Below are 16,212 nucleotides of genomic sequence, written 5' to 3' on the forward strand. Positions count from 1 at the left end.
CCAAGCCAATTTCGGAAAGGGCTTGCGCTGTGAACGTATTGCTGAACAGAAGGCTTTCGCGCATTGGGCTAACGCATGTACGGCGCCGGGACTGGGCATCGCTGCTTTACGTGATGCCGGCACTGGCACTCGTCGGCGTCTTCTTCCTGGCACCGCTTGGCATGATGGGTTGGATGTCTTTGCATCGTTGGCCGCTCATCGGGCGGCCGCGATGGATCGGGTTCGCGAATTACCATGCCATCTGGTTCGATGTCGGATTCTGGAACGCCTTGTCCTTTACCGTGCTTTATACCGTGGCGGTCACAATCGGCCTCATGATTGCCGGTTTCGCTTTGGCGCTGTTGGTGGAGAAGCCGCGCCCTGGCGTGGGCTTCTACCGCATGGCCTATTTCCTGCCGGTGGTTATCGGTTTTGCCTCAGCCAGCCTGCTCTGGTCCTGGCTGTCGAATGTCGATGCCGGTCTATTCTCGCGCTTGGCCCAACTGCTCGGATTCACGCAGGGGCGGGTGAATTTCCTGGCCTCCTACGGGACGGCCTTCTGGTCGGTCATCATTATGGTCATTTGGAAACTGGCCGGATTCTACATGGTGATCATCATGAGCGGTCTGCAATCGATCCCCGCTGACTATTACGAGGCGGCACGTATCGACCGGGCGAATGTGCTGCAACGCTTTCGCTTCATCACCATGCCGCTGGTGCGGCGGCCGGTGGCATTGGCACTTATCCTCTGCATCTCCGGTTCGATGCTCGCCTTCGACCAGTTCTACATCATCCTGGCCGGCGGCCCGCAGAACCAGACGATGACGGCGGTCTATTGGATCTTCAACCAGTCCTTCGTCTCCTTCCGCCTCGGTTACGGTGCCGCGCTCTCCGTCGTGCTCCTCGCTATCCTGCTGGTGATCAGCGCGGCCCAGCTTTGGCTGCTACGCGACAGGGAGGATTTGCGATGAGCACGACCATCGGCCAGAGACTTCACCTGCGCACGACGGCCAGAGTACAGGCCGCGCCCCGGCGATGGCCGCTGCATCGCGTGCTGTTCCATGTCACCTGTGTCATCGTCGCCGTTCTCTTCCTCGCGCCGATCGTCATCACGGTCCTCGCCTCGTTCCGCGCGGCGGGTGAGGCCGGAACGCCGCCGCTGCCGCCCTGGCCGGTGCAAGGCTTCACGTCTGCGAGTTACGCGCGTCTCGATGCGCTCGGCACCGGGGTTCTGCACGATGCGGCAAACAGCTTTATGGTCGCGCTCGGCACGTCGGTGCTCACAGTATTCGTCGCAACACTCGCGGGTTACGGCTTTTCGCGCTTTCGGATGCCGGGAAAGGCGATGATTTTCGGCCTGATCCTGGCGACGATGATGATTCCCTTCCAGTCTCTTCTGACGCCGCTCTTTCTGATTCTCATCAAGCTTGGCCTGCAGAACAGCCTGATCGGGCTTGTGCTGATCTATGCCACCGTGCAGCTGCCTTTTTCCGTCTTCATGATGCGCAACGCTTTCGATACCGTGCCGAAGGAGATCGAAGAGGCGGCCCGGCTGGACGGGCTGGATGGGCTGCGCCTTCTCCTGCATGTCATGACGCCGCTGGTGATGCCCGGCATCGTTTCGGTTGGGCTGTTCGCCTTTCTCTATTCCTGGAACGAATTCCTGGCCGCACTCGTCTTTCTGTCCGACCAGGACAAATACACGCTGCCGGTGCTGATGATGGTCGTCCAGTCCGGCCGCTTTGGTTCCATCGACTGGGGCGCCGTGCAGGCGGGTGTCACGCTCATGATGATCCCCTGCATTCTCCTCTTCCTTTGCCTGCAACGCTATTACATCCGTGGCCTGACCGCGGGTTCCGTCAAGTAACGGCGCGACGAACGCGCGAGGAGTATCGCCATGACTGAGCCTTCTTCTTCAACGTCCGCCCGGTTCCGTCCGCCCGCCATCCACCAGGTCAAGGTCGAAGGTTTTTTCGGCACCTGGATCGAGACCTTGGCCGCGACCACGGTGCATACGCTGCTGGACCGCTGCATTCAGGCCGGGATGCTGGACCAGATCGACCCGGCGCGCCCCAATCCGGGCCTGCGCATTCCCTTCCAGGGCGGCAACAGCACCGTCTCCACCCAGATGTTCTGGGATTCGGATTTCGGCAAAAGCATCGAAGCCGCCTCCTATACGCTGGCCCGCCATCCCGACCCTGCACTCGAAGCCAAGATCGATGAAATCATCGATGCCTATGCAAGATTGCAGGCCGAGGACGGCTATCTCAATTCCTGGTATCTGCGTATCGAGCCCGGCAAGCGCTGGACCAACCTGCGGGATTGTCATGAGCTTTATAATGCGGGACATCTGATGGAAGGCGCGGTCGCCTATTTCCACGCGACCGGCAAGCGCCGCTTTCTGGATATCATGGCGCGCTACGCGGACTATCTCTGCTCTATTTTCGGCACCGGCGCAGGCCAGATGCGCGGCTATTGCGGGCATCCGGAGGTTGAGCTGGCACTCGTCAAGCTCGGCCGCGCCACAGGGGAACAGCGCTATATCGATCTGGCCCGTTTCTTCATCGACCAGCGCGGTCAGGCGCCGCACTACTATGACGCCGAAGCCGCACAGCGCGGTGACGACCCCAAGGATTATTACTTCGGCAGCTATGAATACAGCCAGTCGCATGAGCCGGTGCGTGACCAGCGGCGCGTGGTCGGCCACGCCGTGCGCGCAGCCTATCTTTATGCCGGCATGGCCGATGTCGCCACCGAATTCGCCGATCACACACTGACGCCTGCGCTCGGCGCGCTGTGGGATCATCTGACGAAGAAGAATCTCTATGTCACGGGTGGCTTTGGACCTTCCGCCCATAATGAAGGGCTGACCTTCGACTACGATCTGCCGAATGCGACCGCCTATGCCGAAACCTGTGCTGCTGTCGCGCTGGTCTTCTGGGCCAGCCGTATGCTGGGGCTTGGCCCCAATCGCCGCTATGCCGATATCATGGAGCGCGCGCTCTATAACGGCGCGCTGGTCGGACTGTCGCGTGACGGCACCCGCTTCTTCTATGACAATCCGCTGGAAAGCCGAGGCGCGCATCACCGCTGGATCTGGCACCATTGCCCCTGCTGCCCACCCAATATCGCGCGCCTCATCGCTTCTATCGGTACCTATGCCTATGGCTTGGCCGATGACGGCATTGCCATCCATCTCTATGTCGCGGGCGAGGCATCGCTTGCCTTGCCCGGCGGCCCGGTTCGCGTTCGTCTGGAGACGCGCTACCCGGAAGACGGCCAGATCGCCATCACCCTTCTGCCCGAAATACCGCAAACCTTTACCCTGTCGCTGCGCCTGCCGGAATGGGCGCAGGGGGCGACGCTCACGCTGAACGGCGAGCCTGCAGCCCTCACGGATCAGGTCCAGGACGGCTATATTCAGTTGCGTCGGCAATGGCAGGCGGGGGACCGGCTGGAATTGGACCTTGCCATGCCGGTAAGGCGCCTGCATGCGGCGCCCGAAGTGGGTGCCAATCAGGGCCGGGTAACGCTGATGCGCGGCCCGCTGGTCTATTGTTTGGAAGAGCAGGATAACGGCCCGGCACTGAACAGCATCCGGTTGAATAGTAGCGGCCTGATGCGGTGCGACGCTGTGGATGAACTGGGCGGCATCGTGACGCTGGCTGTCGAAGCCGTTCGGGAACGTCCTGACAAGGAGGAGGACCTGTATACGACCAACGCTAAGGATGCGGCGCCCGTTACTGTCCGTGCAATCCCCTACTACGCCTGGGACAATCGGATGCCGGGGGAGATGCTGGTATGGCTTCGTGAATGTTGATGCGTTATTCTTGTCAATCTGGGCAATTTCTGAGCTCGATGACTTCCCCGAGTGGGTAGGTCATCGATGGCCGCTTCATGAGAGCGTCCATAAAAGTCAGGGCGCATACACCCAGCGCCGCTCGCAAAAACAATAATCTAGAGCGGTATCTGTGAGCGTAGGCGAGCAGGAAACGCTCTAGACACTGTGTCAGGCGCTTCGTGATCAGGGTTGGCGGCCAGGTTCGCCCGTCACGGTTCTGCGCGACGGTGAAGCCGTACGGCACAAAACTGAGGCTGCTTTCCATATCAGCCCGCCAGCCAACCACCATCGACAACAAGGTTTGCGCCGGTCATGAAGGTTGCGCGATCGCTTGCCAGGAACACGGCCGTATTCGCGATATCCTGCGGTGTTCCCAGGCGCGGCCAGGGGGTACGCCGCCGCGCATTCTCCATAAGTGCCGGGTCCATCGGCAGGCCCGGCTTTCCCGTCACCACCTTTCCCGGTGATATCGTATTGCAGATGATCAGGTCCTTTGCGTAATCCACCGCGATTTGCCGGGAGATATAGATCGCGCCCGCCTTGCTGACGCCATAGGCGGTATCGCGGGGCGAGGTCACGATACCTTGCTGGGAACCGAGATTGATGATGCGGCCACGGGCTTCGGCGCGCGGTTCCTGCGTCAGCATCTGCTGCACGGCGCGTTTGCAGCCATAGAACATGCCGGTCATGTTGACGCCCATCACCGTCTCCCATTGCTCTGCGCTGGTATCGACAAGACCGGTTCCGGAAAACGTCGCGGCGTTATTGACCATGACATCCAGCCGCCCATAGCTCCGCACGACATCGCTGATCCAGCGGTCGATATCGGCCCATTGCGAGACATCGACGCGGTCAAAGCGCGCCGTGCCGCCGGCATCGCGGACAAGATCCAGCGTCGGCGCACCGCCTTCTTTCGGTTCCGTCTCAATATCGGCCAGCGCGACGATGGCGCCTTCCTGCGCGAAACTGAGTGCGATGGCGCGACCGATGCCGGAACTCGCGCCCGTGATTCCCACAACCTTCCCGGCAAGCAAACTGGACATCTGGGGCACTTTCCTGTTTCGTGCCGGCCATCGCGCCGACGAGCAACGGCATAGTTGCACTGATTCTACGGGAGATTATGCAATTTCCGACTCTTTTTTGCCAAATACCGAACTTGCCTCCCGGCTCTTCGACGCCCTTGACCGTGCGACGCGGCAGGGGGCGGGCATTGTGCGTGACAGCTACGGGCAGGGCGAGCAGGCGGCCCATGACATCCTCCGCGCTGCGGCCTCGGACCTTGGGTTGGAATGCGCGGTCGACGCGATTGGCAATCTGATGATGACGCTTCCCGGCCAGGATCGCGCGGCGTCTGCCATTATCATCGGTTCGCATCTCGACAGCGTGCCGCAGGGTGGCAATTTCGATGGTGCTGCGGGCGTTGTCGCAGGGCTTTGCGCATTCGCGCAGTTGCGCGACATGGGCGTGACGCCATCCTGCGACGTGACGGTAATGGCGATCCGCGCGGAGGAATCGGCCTGGTTCGATGTGCCTTATCTCGGCAGCGCTGGCGCTTTCGGCCTGCTTGACCCGGCGGTGCTGGCGGTGCGGCGAACCGATACGGATCTGACGCTGGCCGAGACATTGACGGTCAATGGGTTCGATGTCGAAGCGATCCTTGACCGCAGGCGGTTGCTCGACCCGGCCCGGATACGCGCTTATCTGGAAGTGCATATCGAGCAGGGACCCGAGCTTGTGGGCGAAGACCTGCCAGTTGCGATCGTCAGCGGCATCCGCGGCTGCCTGCGCTTTCGTGCGGCACGCTGTGTGGGCGAATACGCGCATTCCGGCGCCGTGCCGCGGCGCCACAGGCAGGACGCGGTGGCGGCGACAGTCGCGTTGCTGCATCACATGAACGAATACTGGCGGCGGATCGAAGCGCGCGGCGACGACCTTGTGCTGACCAGCGGAGAATTCTCCACCGACCCCGCGATGCATGGGCCAAGCAAGATCGCCGGTGAGACCCGTTTCGTGGTCGATATCCGCAGCACATCCGATACGGTGATGACGGCGGTCGCGGCCGAGCTGCAAGCAGCGGCTGCGCGCATTGAGGAGGAGTACCGCGTGCGCTTCATGCTTGGGCAGCCAAGCTATTCGCCGCCGGCTTTGATGGATGCGGGCCTGCGCCGGGAATTGTCGCGGCTCAGTGACGCACCCTATGAAATGGCTAGCGGCGCCGGGCATGATGCGGCGATTTTTGCCGGTCAAGGCATACCGAGCGCCATGATCTTCATCCGTAATCGCAATGGCAGCCACAATCCGGCCGAAGCCATGGCGCTGGACGATTTCGCCGTGGCGCAGCGATTGTTGACACGTCTTCTGCTGAGCTTTCCCCTTTGATGTCCAGAATGAAAGAGATCCAATGACCGTTCTGGTAACCGGTGCCACGGGGTTCGTCATGAGCGTGCTCGCCCGCGAATGGCTGGAAGCGGAGCCCGATCTGCGCCTGATCGCTCTTGATGCCGCACCGCTGGACGAGGCGGCACGCCGCTATTTCGCGCCCGTCGCGGATCGGATGGACGTTATCGTCGCGGACGTGACCCGGCCTGAGACATGGGCGCCGCGTCTGGAGGGCGCCGGCATCACCCATGTGGTGCATGGTGCGACCGTGACGCCGCTGGCGCGGGGCACGGCGGGCGATATCGGGCGCGAGCCGGAAGCAAACGATCCCGGACGGATCATCGCCATCAACGTCATGGGAACGGTTGCCTTGCTTGACTGGGCGCGCATGCAGCCCGGCATCAGGCGCGTGGTCTATGTCAGCTCCGGTGCCGTCTATCGCCATCACGGGCCGGACCGGCCGGGTGAGGCCTTGCCGGAGGACGGCTATGTCATGCCGCGCAGGCTCTACGGAATTTCAAAATGGACCTCGGAAATGATCGCCGAGCGCTACGGCGAGCTTTTTGGTCTGTCGACCATCTCCGTCCGGTTTTCTTCAGTCTACGGCACGATGGATCGCGCGACCGCCAGCCGCAACTTCCGTCATGTGCCGAACCGCATCGCGCATAAGGCGCTCGACCTCACCGGCCCGTTGCTTGTCAATACCCTGGACGCTGTCGGGGACTATATCCATGCTGAGGACGTGGCGGCAGCTATTCGCGCGTTGTGCCGGGCGCCGAGCCTCACCCACGGCGTCTATAACATCGCGGCGGGTGAGACGACCACCATCGGTCATCTTGTTGACTGGGCAGCGGAGAAGTGCCCCGGTTTCAGCGCCAAAATTGTGCCGGCGGCCGAGGCCGAGATGATCGAGGATGCCAGCCTGACGGGGGGCATGTGGGGCGCCTATGACATTGCCCGCATCACGGCCGAGACCGATTGGCGCCCAAGGCCGCCGCGCGATGCCTTTCACGCCTATATGGACTGGATCGCGGCGCAGCGCGCCGGTTGAGAGAAAGGCAAGGTGATGCAGGACAGTCTGGTCTATCCGCGCGATCTTCTGGGCTATGCCGGTCAGCCGCCCGATCCGCTCTGGCCTGGTGGCGCCCTTATTGCGGTGTCGATCGTGCTGAACGTGGAGGAAGGTGGCGAATATAATATTCTGCATGGCGACGCCCATGCCGAATATGTGCTCACGGATGCGGGGGTTTCGACACCCTTGCTTGCTGCCCGCGACGCCAATGTCGAATCCATGTTCGGCTATGGCAGCCGTGCCGGGTTCTGGCGGGTGATGCGCCTGCTGCGCGAGAGAGAGGTGCAGGCCACGATCTATGCTGTCGGCATGGCGCTGGAACGCAATCCGGCGGCTGCGGTTGAAATAAAGGCAAGCGGCTTCGATACCGTCTGTCACGGCTATCGCTGGATCGACTATCATACGGTTGATGAGGCGACGGAGCGCGCGCATATCGCGCGCAATGTCTCAGCCATCACGGCCGCCATCGGCCGACCGCCCATCGGCTGGTATACGGGGCGGCCGAGCCCGAATACGCGTCGCCTCGTCGCCGACCATGGTGGCTTCCTGTATGACTGCGACGCCTATGACGATGATCTGCCGTATTGGACGGCCATGGCCGGCAAGCCGCATCTGATCCTGCCGTACTCGCTGGACAATAATGACGCACGGCTTGTGCGCGGCGGGGATTTCGCAACCGGCGACGACTTCTTCACCTATTGCCGAGATGCCTTTGACTGCCTGTATCGCGAAGGCGAGGCAGGGCGACCGCGCATGATGTCGATCGGCTTGCATAGCCGCATCATCGGGCGGCCGGGCCGTATTGGGGGGCTCGCGCGGTTGCTGGACCATATTCAGCGGCATGACGGTGTCTGGCTGGCCGGGAGAGACGCAATCGCGCGACATTGGATCGCCCAGCACCCGCCAACGCCTGCCGCATAAAGCGGCGTTCGCCCGACTATCTGTCATCACGATGTCGCTTTTTTGAAGATTGATGTCGAATTTACGACAGCAAGCCTCTATTTTGTGCAGCAGAGTGACGGAACGAGAGGGAGGGCGCTCCGCATGCAGGCTTGTGCGTCAGACATCGGCCCAGGGGCTGAGGCGAGGCCGTCGCGGGAGAGGCTGCGGCGGTTGATCGGCAGCCGCAAACCCGGTCATGCTCTGCCGGGCGCCTTCTATACCGACCCTGATATCTTCGCGACGGATATCGCTGTTATCTTCGAGCGGGAATGGATTTTCGTCGGCGCAAGTTGCGAGATTCCACAGCCCGGCAATTTTATGACGGTGACGATCGGGCGCAGCCCCATCCTTGTTCTGCGCGACCGGCAGGGGGTTTTGCGGGCCTTCTATAATTCCTGCCGCCATCGCGGCTTCAAGCTTTGTGAGGCAGAGCGCGGCCATCTGCCTGCGATCGTCTGCCCCTATCACCGCTGGACGTATCGGTTGGACGGCTCTCTGGCCCACGCGAAATTCATGCCCGAGGATTTCCGGCCGGAGGATTTCTCCCTCGCGCCCGTGCATCTGCGCACGGTCGGCGGCACCATTTATGTCTGTCTGGCGACCGAGCCGCCGGACTTCGCGCCCTATCAGGCAGCGATGACGGAGCAATTGGCGCCGCATGGGCTTGAGAATGCGAAGCTGGCCCATGAAGACCATCTCATCGAATACGGCAATTGGAAGATGGCGATGGAGAATTCGCGCGAATGCTACCATTGCGCGTCCGGCCATGACGAACTCATGCGGACTTTCCTCGATATCTATGACTTTGCCAATCCGGAGCAGAACGCCCTCATTGGCGACTATTGGAACAAGTGGGAGGCCGCAGGCTTCACCGCCCAGATTGCGGAAGGCGCGCATTATCGCGCGTCACGCTTGCCTTTCACCGCGAATGCGCGGTCGATCACCATGGACGGCCATCCGGCGGTCGCGAAGCCACTGGGGCAATCGCCCGCGGATGCCTATGGCTCACTACGCTGGGTCCATTACCCTTCGACCTTCAACCATTGCCTGAACGACTATACCGTTCTTGTCCGCATGCTGCCGATCGGGCCCGAAGAAACTCTGGTGACCACGAAATGGTTGGTCAATGCCGAGGCGATCGAAGGTGTCGACTATACGATCGAAAACCTCACGCAGGTCTGGCAGGTCACCAACCAACAGGACAAGGTGCTGGTAGAGCGCAATCAGGCCGGCGTGCGGTCATCAGGCTATCGTCCCGGTCCCTATTCGCCGGCGGTGGAGGCTGGCGTGCTGAAATTCGTCGATTGGTATTGCGGCAAGATCGGCGCGCACGCGGATGCAGCCGTGCGGGAAGGAGCTTTGTCATAACGAACCGCGCATCATCGCCGGCCATGACAGAGACCAAGCGCATCGGCTTTCTGCTCGTGCCCGGCTTCGCGCTGCTGCCTTACGCGTCTGCGGTAGAGCCGCTGCGGGCTGCCAACGAAATCTCCGGCCGCGCACTCTATTCCTGGCATCACCTGACCCCGCATGGCGTGCCGGTGCAGGCGTCCAACGGCATCACGCTGTCGCCGGACATGGACTGGGCCGACGCCGCGTCGCTCGATCTGCTTGTGGTCTGTGCCGGTGTTTCAGCGGTTGGCTTCCATGATGCCGCAACGCTGAGGCGGCTGGCGGTGCTGGCGCGACAGGCTGTGCGCATGGGCGGTGTCTCGGCCGGCCCTTATCTTTTGGCCCGGGCCGGACTGCTGAAGGGTTATCGCTTCACCCTGCATTGGGAACTGGCGCCCAGCTTCTTGGAGGAATTCCCTGATCTCGATCTGCAACGCTGCCTGTTCGAGATCGACCGTGATCGGCTGACCTGTTCAGGTGGAGCGGCGCCGCTTGATATGATGCATGCGCTGCTGGCGCGCGAGCACGGCAATGCTCTGGCGGTCGCTGTCAGCGGCTGGTTTTTGGCGACCGCTGTGCGAGACGGCGAACACCCCCAACGCATGGCGCCGGTGATGCGCTTTGGCGTTCGCAATGCAACCGTGCTGCGTGTCATCGCCCATATGGAAAAGCATCTGGATCATCCGGCGCGGGGGCATGAGTTGGCGGCGGTCGCCGGCATTTCCCAACGCCAGTTGGAGCGGCTGTTCCAGCTTTACCTGTGCATGACACCGACCGCGTTTCAGCTCAAGCTCAGGCTGGAACAGGCGCGTACCCTGCTGCGTCAGACGGGACTTTCGATCATGGAAGTGGCGGTCGCGACCGGCTTCGCCAATGCCAGTCATTTCGCCCATGCCTATCGCGACCGTTTTGGCTGCACGCCGCGGTCCGATGCACTGCGGAATGCGCCTTTGGCCGGCAGGCATAACCCTATGATGGAGGCGTCGGATCATCATGTCATTCCGGCCTGACCCGAAGTCGATTGCCGGCACCAATCTGCCGGTCGCGGAGCGAGCCGAGGTCCTTGTCATCGGCGGTGGCCCGGCGGGCATGGCGGCGGCCATGCAGGCGGCATCCGAAGGCCGCTCGGTGATCCTTGTTGACGAAAACCCCATCGGGCTGGAGACGATGGCGGAAAATCTGCCGTTGCATTTCGGCAGCGGCATGACAGGCGCGGTGCGCAACCGCAACGCCATGCTGGAAGCGGTAGCCGGCGCGATGCCCGCGTTGGAGGACTGTCTGGCGGCAGGCGTCGATGTGCGGCTGGGCACCGCCTGCTGGGGCATCTATGCGCCGGGGCCGGATATCGGCTGGCTTGCTGGGCCGGTCGCCGGCCTGATGGACGGCGCGCGGTCGTGGATGATCGGCGCGGAGCGTATTGTCGTCGCGGCCGGTCAGCGTGACATGGGCCTCGCCTTCCCGGGCTGGGAGAAGGACGGCGTCATGGGAATCCTGGCGGCGGAACGTCTCGCGGTCTTTTACGGCGCCCTGCAGCCAAGGCGGTTGGTTGTGTTGGGAACCGGCACGGAGACCTTGCAATCGGCGCTCGCCCTGCAGGCGGCGGGTGCCACGATCCTCGCTGTGGTGGAGGTGGGTCAGGCCCCGCTCGGCGCGCCGGCCATGCTGACGGCGCTGGCGGCCAAAGGCACGCGGCTGATCAGTGGCCATGCGCCAAAGCAAGCCGAAGGAGGCGCCGCGGTGGAGGCATTGGTTCTGCGTCCCGTCGATGATGACGGCCATGGCCAGGGCGGCGCGGATATTCGGATTGCATGCGACGGGGTGCTGCTGGGCGTGGGCCAAGTTCCGGTCGTGGAACTGCTGGATGCCGCCGGCTGTCGGATGGTGTTCGATCCGGCGCGCGGCGGCATCGTGCCTGAGCTCGATGCCAGGCAAGGCACGAGCAAGCCGGGCATCTACGCGGCCGGGAATTGCGCAGGCATATGGCCGGCCAAGACGCTGGATACCGCTATCGCGCGTGGGGAGGGCCAGCGGGCGGCCTCCGCCTTGCCTGGCGCGGCCGGGGAGCATTCTCCGCCGGATGGCCAGGTGGGTGAAGACCGGCTCGCCTGGGTGCGGGCAACCGTGCTGGACGCCGGTGACAGCCTGCATGTCTGCCAATGCGAGGAAGTCACCGCGCGGGAAATTCTGGAGCTGAGGCCGCCGCGCTATCTCGGTGTTGATCAATTGGCGGACGGCTTGCCGCAGTCCAATCGGCGCGACCTGCGCAGTCTGCTGGGGGACCATCCGCATCCCGACCAGGTCAAGCGCCTGACGCGCGCCGGCATGGGGCCGTGCCAGGGGCGGCGCTGCCGGGAGCAGGTGGCGGCCCTGCTCGCGCTCGCCTCTGATCTGCCTTATGGCGCGATCCGGCCAGCCTCGCATCGCGCGCCGGTGCGCCCCATGCCGCTGCGCCTGGCAGCCCTGACAAACGTCGAGACGGACGCGATGGCACGGCATTGGGATACCTGGTTCGGCATGCCGGCCCAATATGTTCCCTTCTGGTCGGTGCCGGCCCGGTACACCGCAGCGACGCGATCCGGGGATACCGAGGGGGCCAGCGAATGACGGAGATGGACGCGCCGGTCAGCGGCGCCGATGTCGTCGTCATCGGTGCCGGTGCGACCGGCCTCAGCACCGGCTGGTGGCTTGCGCAGAGCGGCGTGAACGTCGTCGTCATCGACAGCGGCCTTGTCGGCTGGGGGGCTTCGGGCCGCAATGGCGGCGGGTGCTCGCATCACTTCAGCCCGCTTTTCGTCGAGGAGCAGCGGCTATGGCCGCAGATGGATGAATTGCTCGGCTATCCGACCGAGTTTTGCCCCAAGCGCGTCCGGCTTGCTTTCGATGAAAGGCAGCTGGAGCTTTACGGTGCCGCCGTGCGCAATGCGGCGCATCAGGGTTTCAGCTCGACGCTGCTGGATGCGAAACAGGCGCAGGAACTGGTCCCATTGGCGGGCGATGGCGTCGTCGGTGGCTATTTCTACGATTTCGGCGGTCACGCCAATCCGCATCGCACCGTGCAGGCCTATGCCTGGGCCATGCAGGACCATGGCGGCCGCGTGCTGCAGGAAACCAAGGTTACCGGCTTTCGTCAGCAGGGCGGGCGCATTGCCGCCGTCATCACCGATCACGGCGCGATCGACTGCGATCAGGTGGTGCTGGCGGCCGGACCATCGACGCAACGGCTGGCGGCGATGGTCGGCGTTTCGGTGCCCATGGTGCCGGCCCGGGCAGAGATGCTGGTGACGGAGCCGCTGCCGCTGATGCCCATCGGCGGCGTGGACGGTAACGGGCTCTACGGACGGCAAACCTTGCGCGGCAATCTTGCCTATGGCGGCGGCCCGCATGAATGGCTTGAAGACGAGGCCGTTTCCACGACACCGTCGAGCACGCCGCTGATGTCCTATATGGCCGGTCGGCTCGCGCAGCTGTTTCCACGGGCGGCCCATGCCAGGATTATCCGCAGCTGGGCCGGCGTGATTGAGAATACGCCCGACGGCCGGCCGGTGATCGACCGGCCGGCCGAGCCCGGAAACCTGACCGTGGCGACGCTGTCCAGCATCGGCTTTGGCCTGTCCCCGGCGACGGGCCGGGCCATTGCGCAGATCGTGACCGAAGGCCGCTGCGACTTTGCCGATCTGTCCAGCTTCAGCCTGGCGCGCTTCGCTGATTTGGAGCCGGACTGGGCGCATATCCAGGGATGGCGTGAGGCTGCGCAGGCTTGAACGAGACTTCCGCGGAACTGCCCCGTTTCTTGCATGGCATTCGTGCTTGCTCTCGCATGACTTTGGCGGAGGCGGCCGCGGCTCACCGTTGACTGTTCACATCACGCTTATGGAAAGAGATCGCCATGCCCTTTGACAGGACTTCGCTTGATGCTCTCCGTCGCCGTCTGGACGCCATCGATAACGATCTGATCGACGAACTGGCCGCCGGGCGGATAGACCGCCGCGGTTTCTTGCGACACGGCAGTCTGCTCGGCCTGTCGATGCCTCTGCTGGGCGGCATTGCGGGCGCTTTCGGTCTGGCCGCCGAAGCGCGGCCGGCCCGGGCCGCGACCCCCGGTGGCACGATCCGTGTTGGCGTGACGGTGCCGGCGGCCGCGATCGACCCTGTCACCATCGCCGACAATGGCGGTCTGGAAATCCTGATCCAGACGGGCGAATTCCTGTGCGTTCTGCAGCAGGACTTCACGCTCAGGCCCGTTCTGGCGGCAAGCTGGACCCATAATGCCGACGGCTCGGTCTGGACCTTCAAGCTGCGGCCGAACGTGAAGTTCCATAGCGGCGGGACGATGAAGGCCGATGATGTCATCGCAAGCATCGATCGGCTGTGCGACCCGAAGAACTCCTCCAATGCGCTGTCCGCGTTCAAGGGCATTCTGTCCCCCGGCAATACCAAGAAGCTTGACGATCTCACGATCGCCTTCCATCTCGATGCGCCTTACGGCGCCTTTCCCTATGTCGTCTCTTCCGACAACTATAACTGCGTCATCCTGCCGGCCTCCTATCACGGCGATTTCGAACATAACTGGGACGGCACCGGCCCTTTCAAGTTGGAGAAATACACGCCGAAAGTGAGCGCGTCCTTCGTGCGCAACGACGATTACTGGGGCGCCAAAGCCCTGCCGGATCGCACGGAATTCACCTTCTATACCGATATGCAGCCGCAGATTCTGGCCATGCAGGGCGGGGACGTCGATCTGCTCGCGCAGATGACCGTCGCGGAAGGGCGGGCCTTGCTGCATGACCCACGTTTCACCATCGTGCGGGATCGCAGCAGCGCCCATGAACAGGTGCATATGCGCTGCGATACCGGTCCCTTCGTCGATAAGCGCGTGCGCCAGGCGCTGGCTCTGTCGCTCAACCGTTCCGCGCTGGTGCGTGGGCTCTTTGCCGGCATGGCCCAGGTCGGCAATGATAGTCCCTTCGCCTCGGTCTTTCCGATGACCGACCCCAGCGTGCCGCAGCGGGAACAGGATCTGCGCAAGGCCAAGCAGCTTCTGGAAGCCGCCGGCTATGCCAAGGGCTTCAAGGTGACGCTGACGACCGAAGATTATATCGAAATTCCGGACTACGCGGTTCTGTTGCAGGCTTTCGCCCGCAAGATTGGCATAGACATCAACCTTCATATCGAAAATCAGGACGCCTATTACGGCAAGGCGGTGTTCGGGCAGTCGGACTGGCTGGATTCCACGCTCGGCATTACAGATTACGGCGTGCGCGGCGTGCCCAATGTCTTCCTGCGGGCTCCGCTGCTCAGCACCGGCACTTGGAACGCGGCGCATTTCAAGAACCCGACCTATGACGGGCTGGTTTCAAGCTACAGCAAGGCGGCCGATCTGGGCTCGCAGCGTCACTATGCGAAAGGAATCCAGGAGCTGTTGCTGGATGAAACCCCGATCATATTCTCGTATTTCTATGACTATCTCGTGCCGACCAAGAAGGGGTTGACCGGCCTTCCGCCGATTGCCAATCGTCTGTTCCTGGCCGGCGTAAGCCTGTCTTGACGCGACGGGTCAAACTCGCCGCCTGCCAAATGGGGCCGGTGCAGTCATCGGCCAGCCGCCCGGAGGTTGTCGGGCGGCTTATCCATCTGCTGGAACGTGCGGCCAAAGACGGCGCGACATTGGCGGTCTTTCCCGAACTCGCCCTGACGACCTTCTTTCCGCGCTGGGAGATTGATAACGAAACGAAGCTTGACGTCTTCTACGAGGCGTCATTCCCGAATGCGGAGACGCAGCCCTTGCTGGATGCGGCGCGCCGATTGCGGATTGGCTTCGCGATCGGATTTGCGGAAATGGTGCAGGACGGGGCGGCAAAGCAACGCTTCAACACCATGGCGCTGGTCGATGCCGAAGGGCAGGTGGCCGGCCTCTACCGCAAGATGCATGTGCCAGGGTCCGAGATGCCGGAGCCGGGCGTGACGGTTCATCTGGAACGCCGCTATTTCGCGCCGGGCAATCTCGGTTTTCCGGTCTTCGACATCGACGGTCTGCGGGTGGGCCTTGCCCTTTGCAATGATCGGCGTTGGCCTGAGACCTATCGGATGCTTTGCCTCAACGGTGCGGAGATCGTGCTCATCGGCTATAACACGCCACTGCTTTTGGACGAGGCGCCGCAACTGGCCCATCTGCGGATGTTTCACAATCACCTGCCGATGCAGGCTGGTGCCTATCAGAACACGGTCTGGGTCGCGGCAGCAGCCAAGGCAGGTCTGGAAGACGGGCAGGCGCTGATCGGTGGTTCCTGCATCATCGCGCCGACTGGCGAGATTACGGCTCTGGCCACCTCGCTCGCGGATGAGGTGGTGACTTATGACGCCGATCTGGGGCTGATCGAGACCTGCCGGCGGGTCAATTTCGACTTTGCACGCTACCGCCGTCCGGATCAGTATCGACGCATCTGCGAGTAGTTAGCATGCCTGTCATATTGCTTTAATCAGGACATCGCGCGCTTCCAGAACCAAGCGCCCAGGCCGTCCAGCGCCTTTCGCGACACTCAGAACCCAGAGCAGATCCCGGTCAGATGGACTCATCTGGCCGGGTGAAGATGCTCATAAAAACAATAAT

General features: G+C 62.7%; 13 protein-coding genes. 12 read left to right on the plus strand and 1 reads right to left on the minus strand.

What is annotated here, in order from left to right:
• Window positions 1-29 precede the first annotated feature (29 nt).
• From ACELLULO517_RS22905 to ACELLULO517_RS22915, 3 genes are read left to right on the plus strand one after another with little or no spacing between them, the layout of a single operon-like run.
• Window positions 30-950, plus strand: coding sequence for a carbohydrate ABC transporter permease (locus ACELLULO517_RS22905; protein ID WP_227309764.1), 921 nt, complete (start codon window positions 30-32; stop codon window positions 948-950).
• A complete protein-coding gene (locus ACELLULO517_RS22910; protein WP_227309765.1) occupies window positions 947-1,846 on the plus strand; it encodes a carbohydrate ABC transporter permease in 900 nt (299 codons plus the stop codon). The genes ACELLULO517_RS22905 and ACELLULO517_RS22910 overlap by 4 nt, the downstream gene beginning before the upstream one ends.
• Window positions 1,847-1,876: 30 nt before the next feature.
• On the plus strand, window positions 1,877-3,799 hold the full coding sequence (locus ACELLULO517_RS22915; protein ID WP_227309766.1) for a glycoside hydrolase family 127 protein: 1,923 nt from the start codon (window positions 1,877-1,879) through the stop codon (window positions 3,797-3,799).
• A 287-nt stretch (window positions 3,800-4,086) separates the two neighbouring features.
• Here the strand turns inward: ACELLULO517_RS22915 and ACELLULO517_RS22920 are convergent, their stop codons facing one another.
• A complete protein-coding gene (locus ACELLULO517_RS22920; RefSeq protein WP_227309767.1) occupies window positions 4,087-4,863 on the minus strand; it encodes an SDR family NAD(P)-dependent oxidoreductase in 777 nt (258 codons plus the stop codon).
• Window positions 4,864-4,960: 97 nt separating this feature from the next.
• On the opposite strand from ACELLULO517_RS22920, the gene ACELLULO517_RS22925 reads away from it, so the two are divergent.
• The 9 genes from ACELLULO517_RS22925 (at window position 4,961) to ACELLULO517_RS22965 (ending at window position 16,055) form a co-directional block, all read left to right on the plus strand.
• Window positions 4,961-6,199 (plus strand): hydantoinase/carbamoylase family amidase, encoded by a 1,239-nt coding sequence (locus ACELLULO517_RS22925; protein ID WP_227309768.1) that lies wholly within the window; start codon window positions 4,961-4,963, stop codon window positions 6,197-6,199.
• Window positions 6,200-6,221: 22 nt separating this feature from the next.
• Window positions 6,222-7,250, plus strand: coding sequence for an NAD-dependent epimerase/dehydratase family protein (locus ACELLULO517_RS22930; protein WP_227309769.1), 1,029 nt, complete (start codon window positions 6,222-6,224; stop codon window positions 7,248-7,250).
• Window positions 7,251-7,265: 15 nt separating this feature from the next.
• Window positions 7,266-8,192: a polysaccharide deacetylase family protein gene (locus ACELLULO517_RS22935; RefSeq protein ID WP_227309770.1), complete on the plus strand. Its 927-nt coding sequence runs from the start codon at window positions 7,266-7,268 to the stop codon at window positions 8,190-8,192.
• Window positions 8,193-8,315: 123 nt separating this feature from the next.
• On the plus strand, window positions 8,316-9,581 hold the full coding sequence (locus ACELLULO517_RS22940) for an aromatic ring-hydroxylating oxygenase subunit alpha (protein ID WP_227309771.1): 1,266 nt from the start codon (window positions 8,316-8,318) through the stop codon (window positions 9,579-9,581).
• Between the two features lie 23 nt (window positions 9,582-9,604).
• Window positions 9,605-10,615, plus strand: a complete 1,011-nt coding sequence (locus tag ACELLULO517_RS22945; protein ID WP_227309772.1) for a GlxA family transcriptional regulator — start codon at window positions 9,605-9,607, stop codon at window positions 10,613-10,615.
• Entirely contained in the window at window positions 10,599-12,209 is a 1,611-nt protein-coding gene (locus ACELLULO517_RS22950; RefSeq protein ID WP_227309773.1) for an FAD/NAD(P)-dependent oxidoreductase, read from the plus strand. Before ACELLULO517_RS22945 ends, ACELLULO517_RS22950 begins: the two co-directional genes overlap by 17 nt.
• The gene (locus ACELLULO517_RS22955; protein ID WP_227309774.1) at window positions 12,206-13,366 is read left to right on the plus strand and encodes an NAD(P)/FAD-dependent oxidoreductase; all 1,161 of its coding nucleotides are present in this window, start codon (window positions 12,206-12,208) and stop codon (window positions 13,364-13,366) included. Before ACELLULO517_RS22950 ends, ACELLULO517_RS22955 begins: the two co-directional genes overlap by 4 nt.
• A 125-nt stretch (window positions 13,367-13,491) precedes the next feature.
• Window positions 13,492-15,150, plus strand: coding sequence for an ABC transporter substrate-binding protein (locus ACELLULO517_RS22960; protein WP_227309775.1), 1,659 nt, complete (start codon window positions 13,492-13,494; stop codon window positions 15,148-15,150).
• Complete coding sequence (locus ACELLULO517_RS22965) at window positions 15,147-16,055, plus strand: nitrilase-related carbon-nitrogen hydrolase (RefSeq protein ID WP_227309776.1); 909 nt, start codon at window positions 15,147-15,149, stop codon at window positions 16,053-16,055. Before ACELLULO517_RS22960 ends, ACELLULO517_RS22965 begins: the two co-directional genes overlap by 4 nt.
• Window positions 16,056-16,212: the final 157 nt, after the last annotated feature.

Origin of the sequence: Acidisoma cellulosilyticum, from assembly GCF_020621385.1 — a bacterium.
Classification (GTDB): domain Bacteria; phylum Pseudomonadota; class Alphaproteobacteria; order Acetobacterales; family Acetobacteraceae; genus Acidisoma; species Acidisoma cellulosilyticum.

What these genes read in the sequence shown, in the direction of transcription:
- ACELLULO517_RS22910 (WP_227309765.1), top strand. Translation starts at nt 947, where the DNA reads ATGAGCACGACCATCGGCCAGAGACTTCACCTGCGCACGACGGCCAGA.
- ACELLULO517_RS22915 (WP_227309766.1), top strand. Translation starts at nt 1,877, where the DNA reads ATGACTGAGCCTTCTTCTTCAACGTCCGCCCGGTTCCGTCCGCCCGCC.
- ACELLULO517_RS22920 (WP_227309767.1), bottom strand. Translation starts at nt 4,863, where the DNA reads ATGTCCAGTTTGCTTGCCGGGAAGGTTGTGGGAATCACGGGCGCGAGT.
- ACELLULO517_RS22930 (WP_227309769.1), top strand. Translation starts at nt 6,222, where the DNA reads ATGACCGTTCTGGTAACCGGTGCCACGGGGTTCGTCATGAGCGTGCTC.
- ACELLULO517_RS22935 (WP_227309770.1), top strand. Translation starts at nt 7,266, where the DNA reads ATGCAGGACAGTCTGGTCTATCCGCGCGATCTTCTGGGCTATGCCGGT.
- ACELLULO517_RS22940 (WP_227309771.1), top strand. Translation starts at nt 8,316, where the DNA reads ATGCAGGCTTGTGCGTCAGACATCGGCCCAGGGGCTGAGGCGAGGCCG.
- ACELLULO517_RS22945 (WP_227309772.1), top strand. Translation starts at nt 9,605, where the DNA reads ATGACAGAGACCAAGCGCATCGGCTTTCTGCTCGTGCCCGGCTTCGCG.
- ACELLULO517_RS22950 (WP_227309773.1), top strand. Translation starts at nt 10,599, where the DNA reads ATGTCATTCCGGCCTGACCCGAAGTCGATTGCCGGCACCAATCTGCCG.
- ACELLULO517_RS22955 (WP_227309774.1), top strand. Translation starts at nt 12,206, where the DNA reads ATGACGGAGATGGACGCGCCGGTCAGCGGCGCCGATGTCGTCGTCATC.
- ACELLULO517_RS22960 (WP_227309775.1), top strand. Translation starts at nt 13,492, where the DNA reads ATGCCCTTTGACAGGACTTCGCTTGATGCTCTCCGTCGCCGTCTGGAC.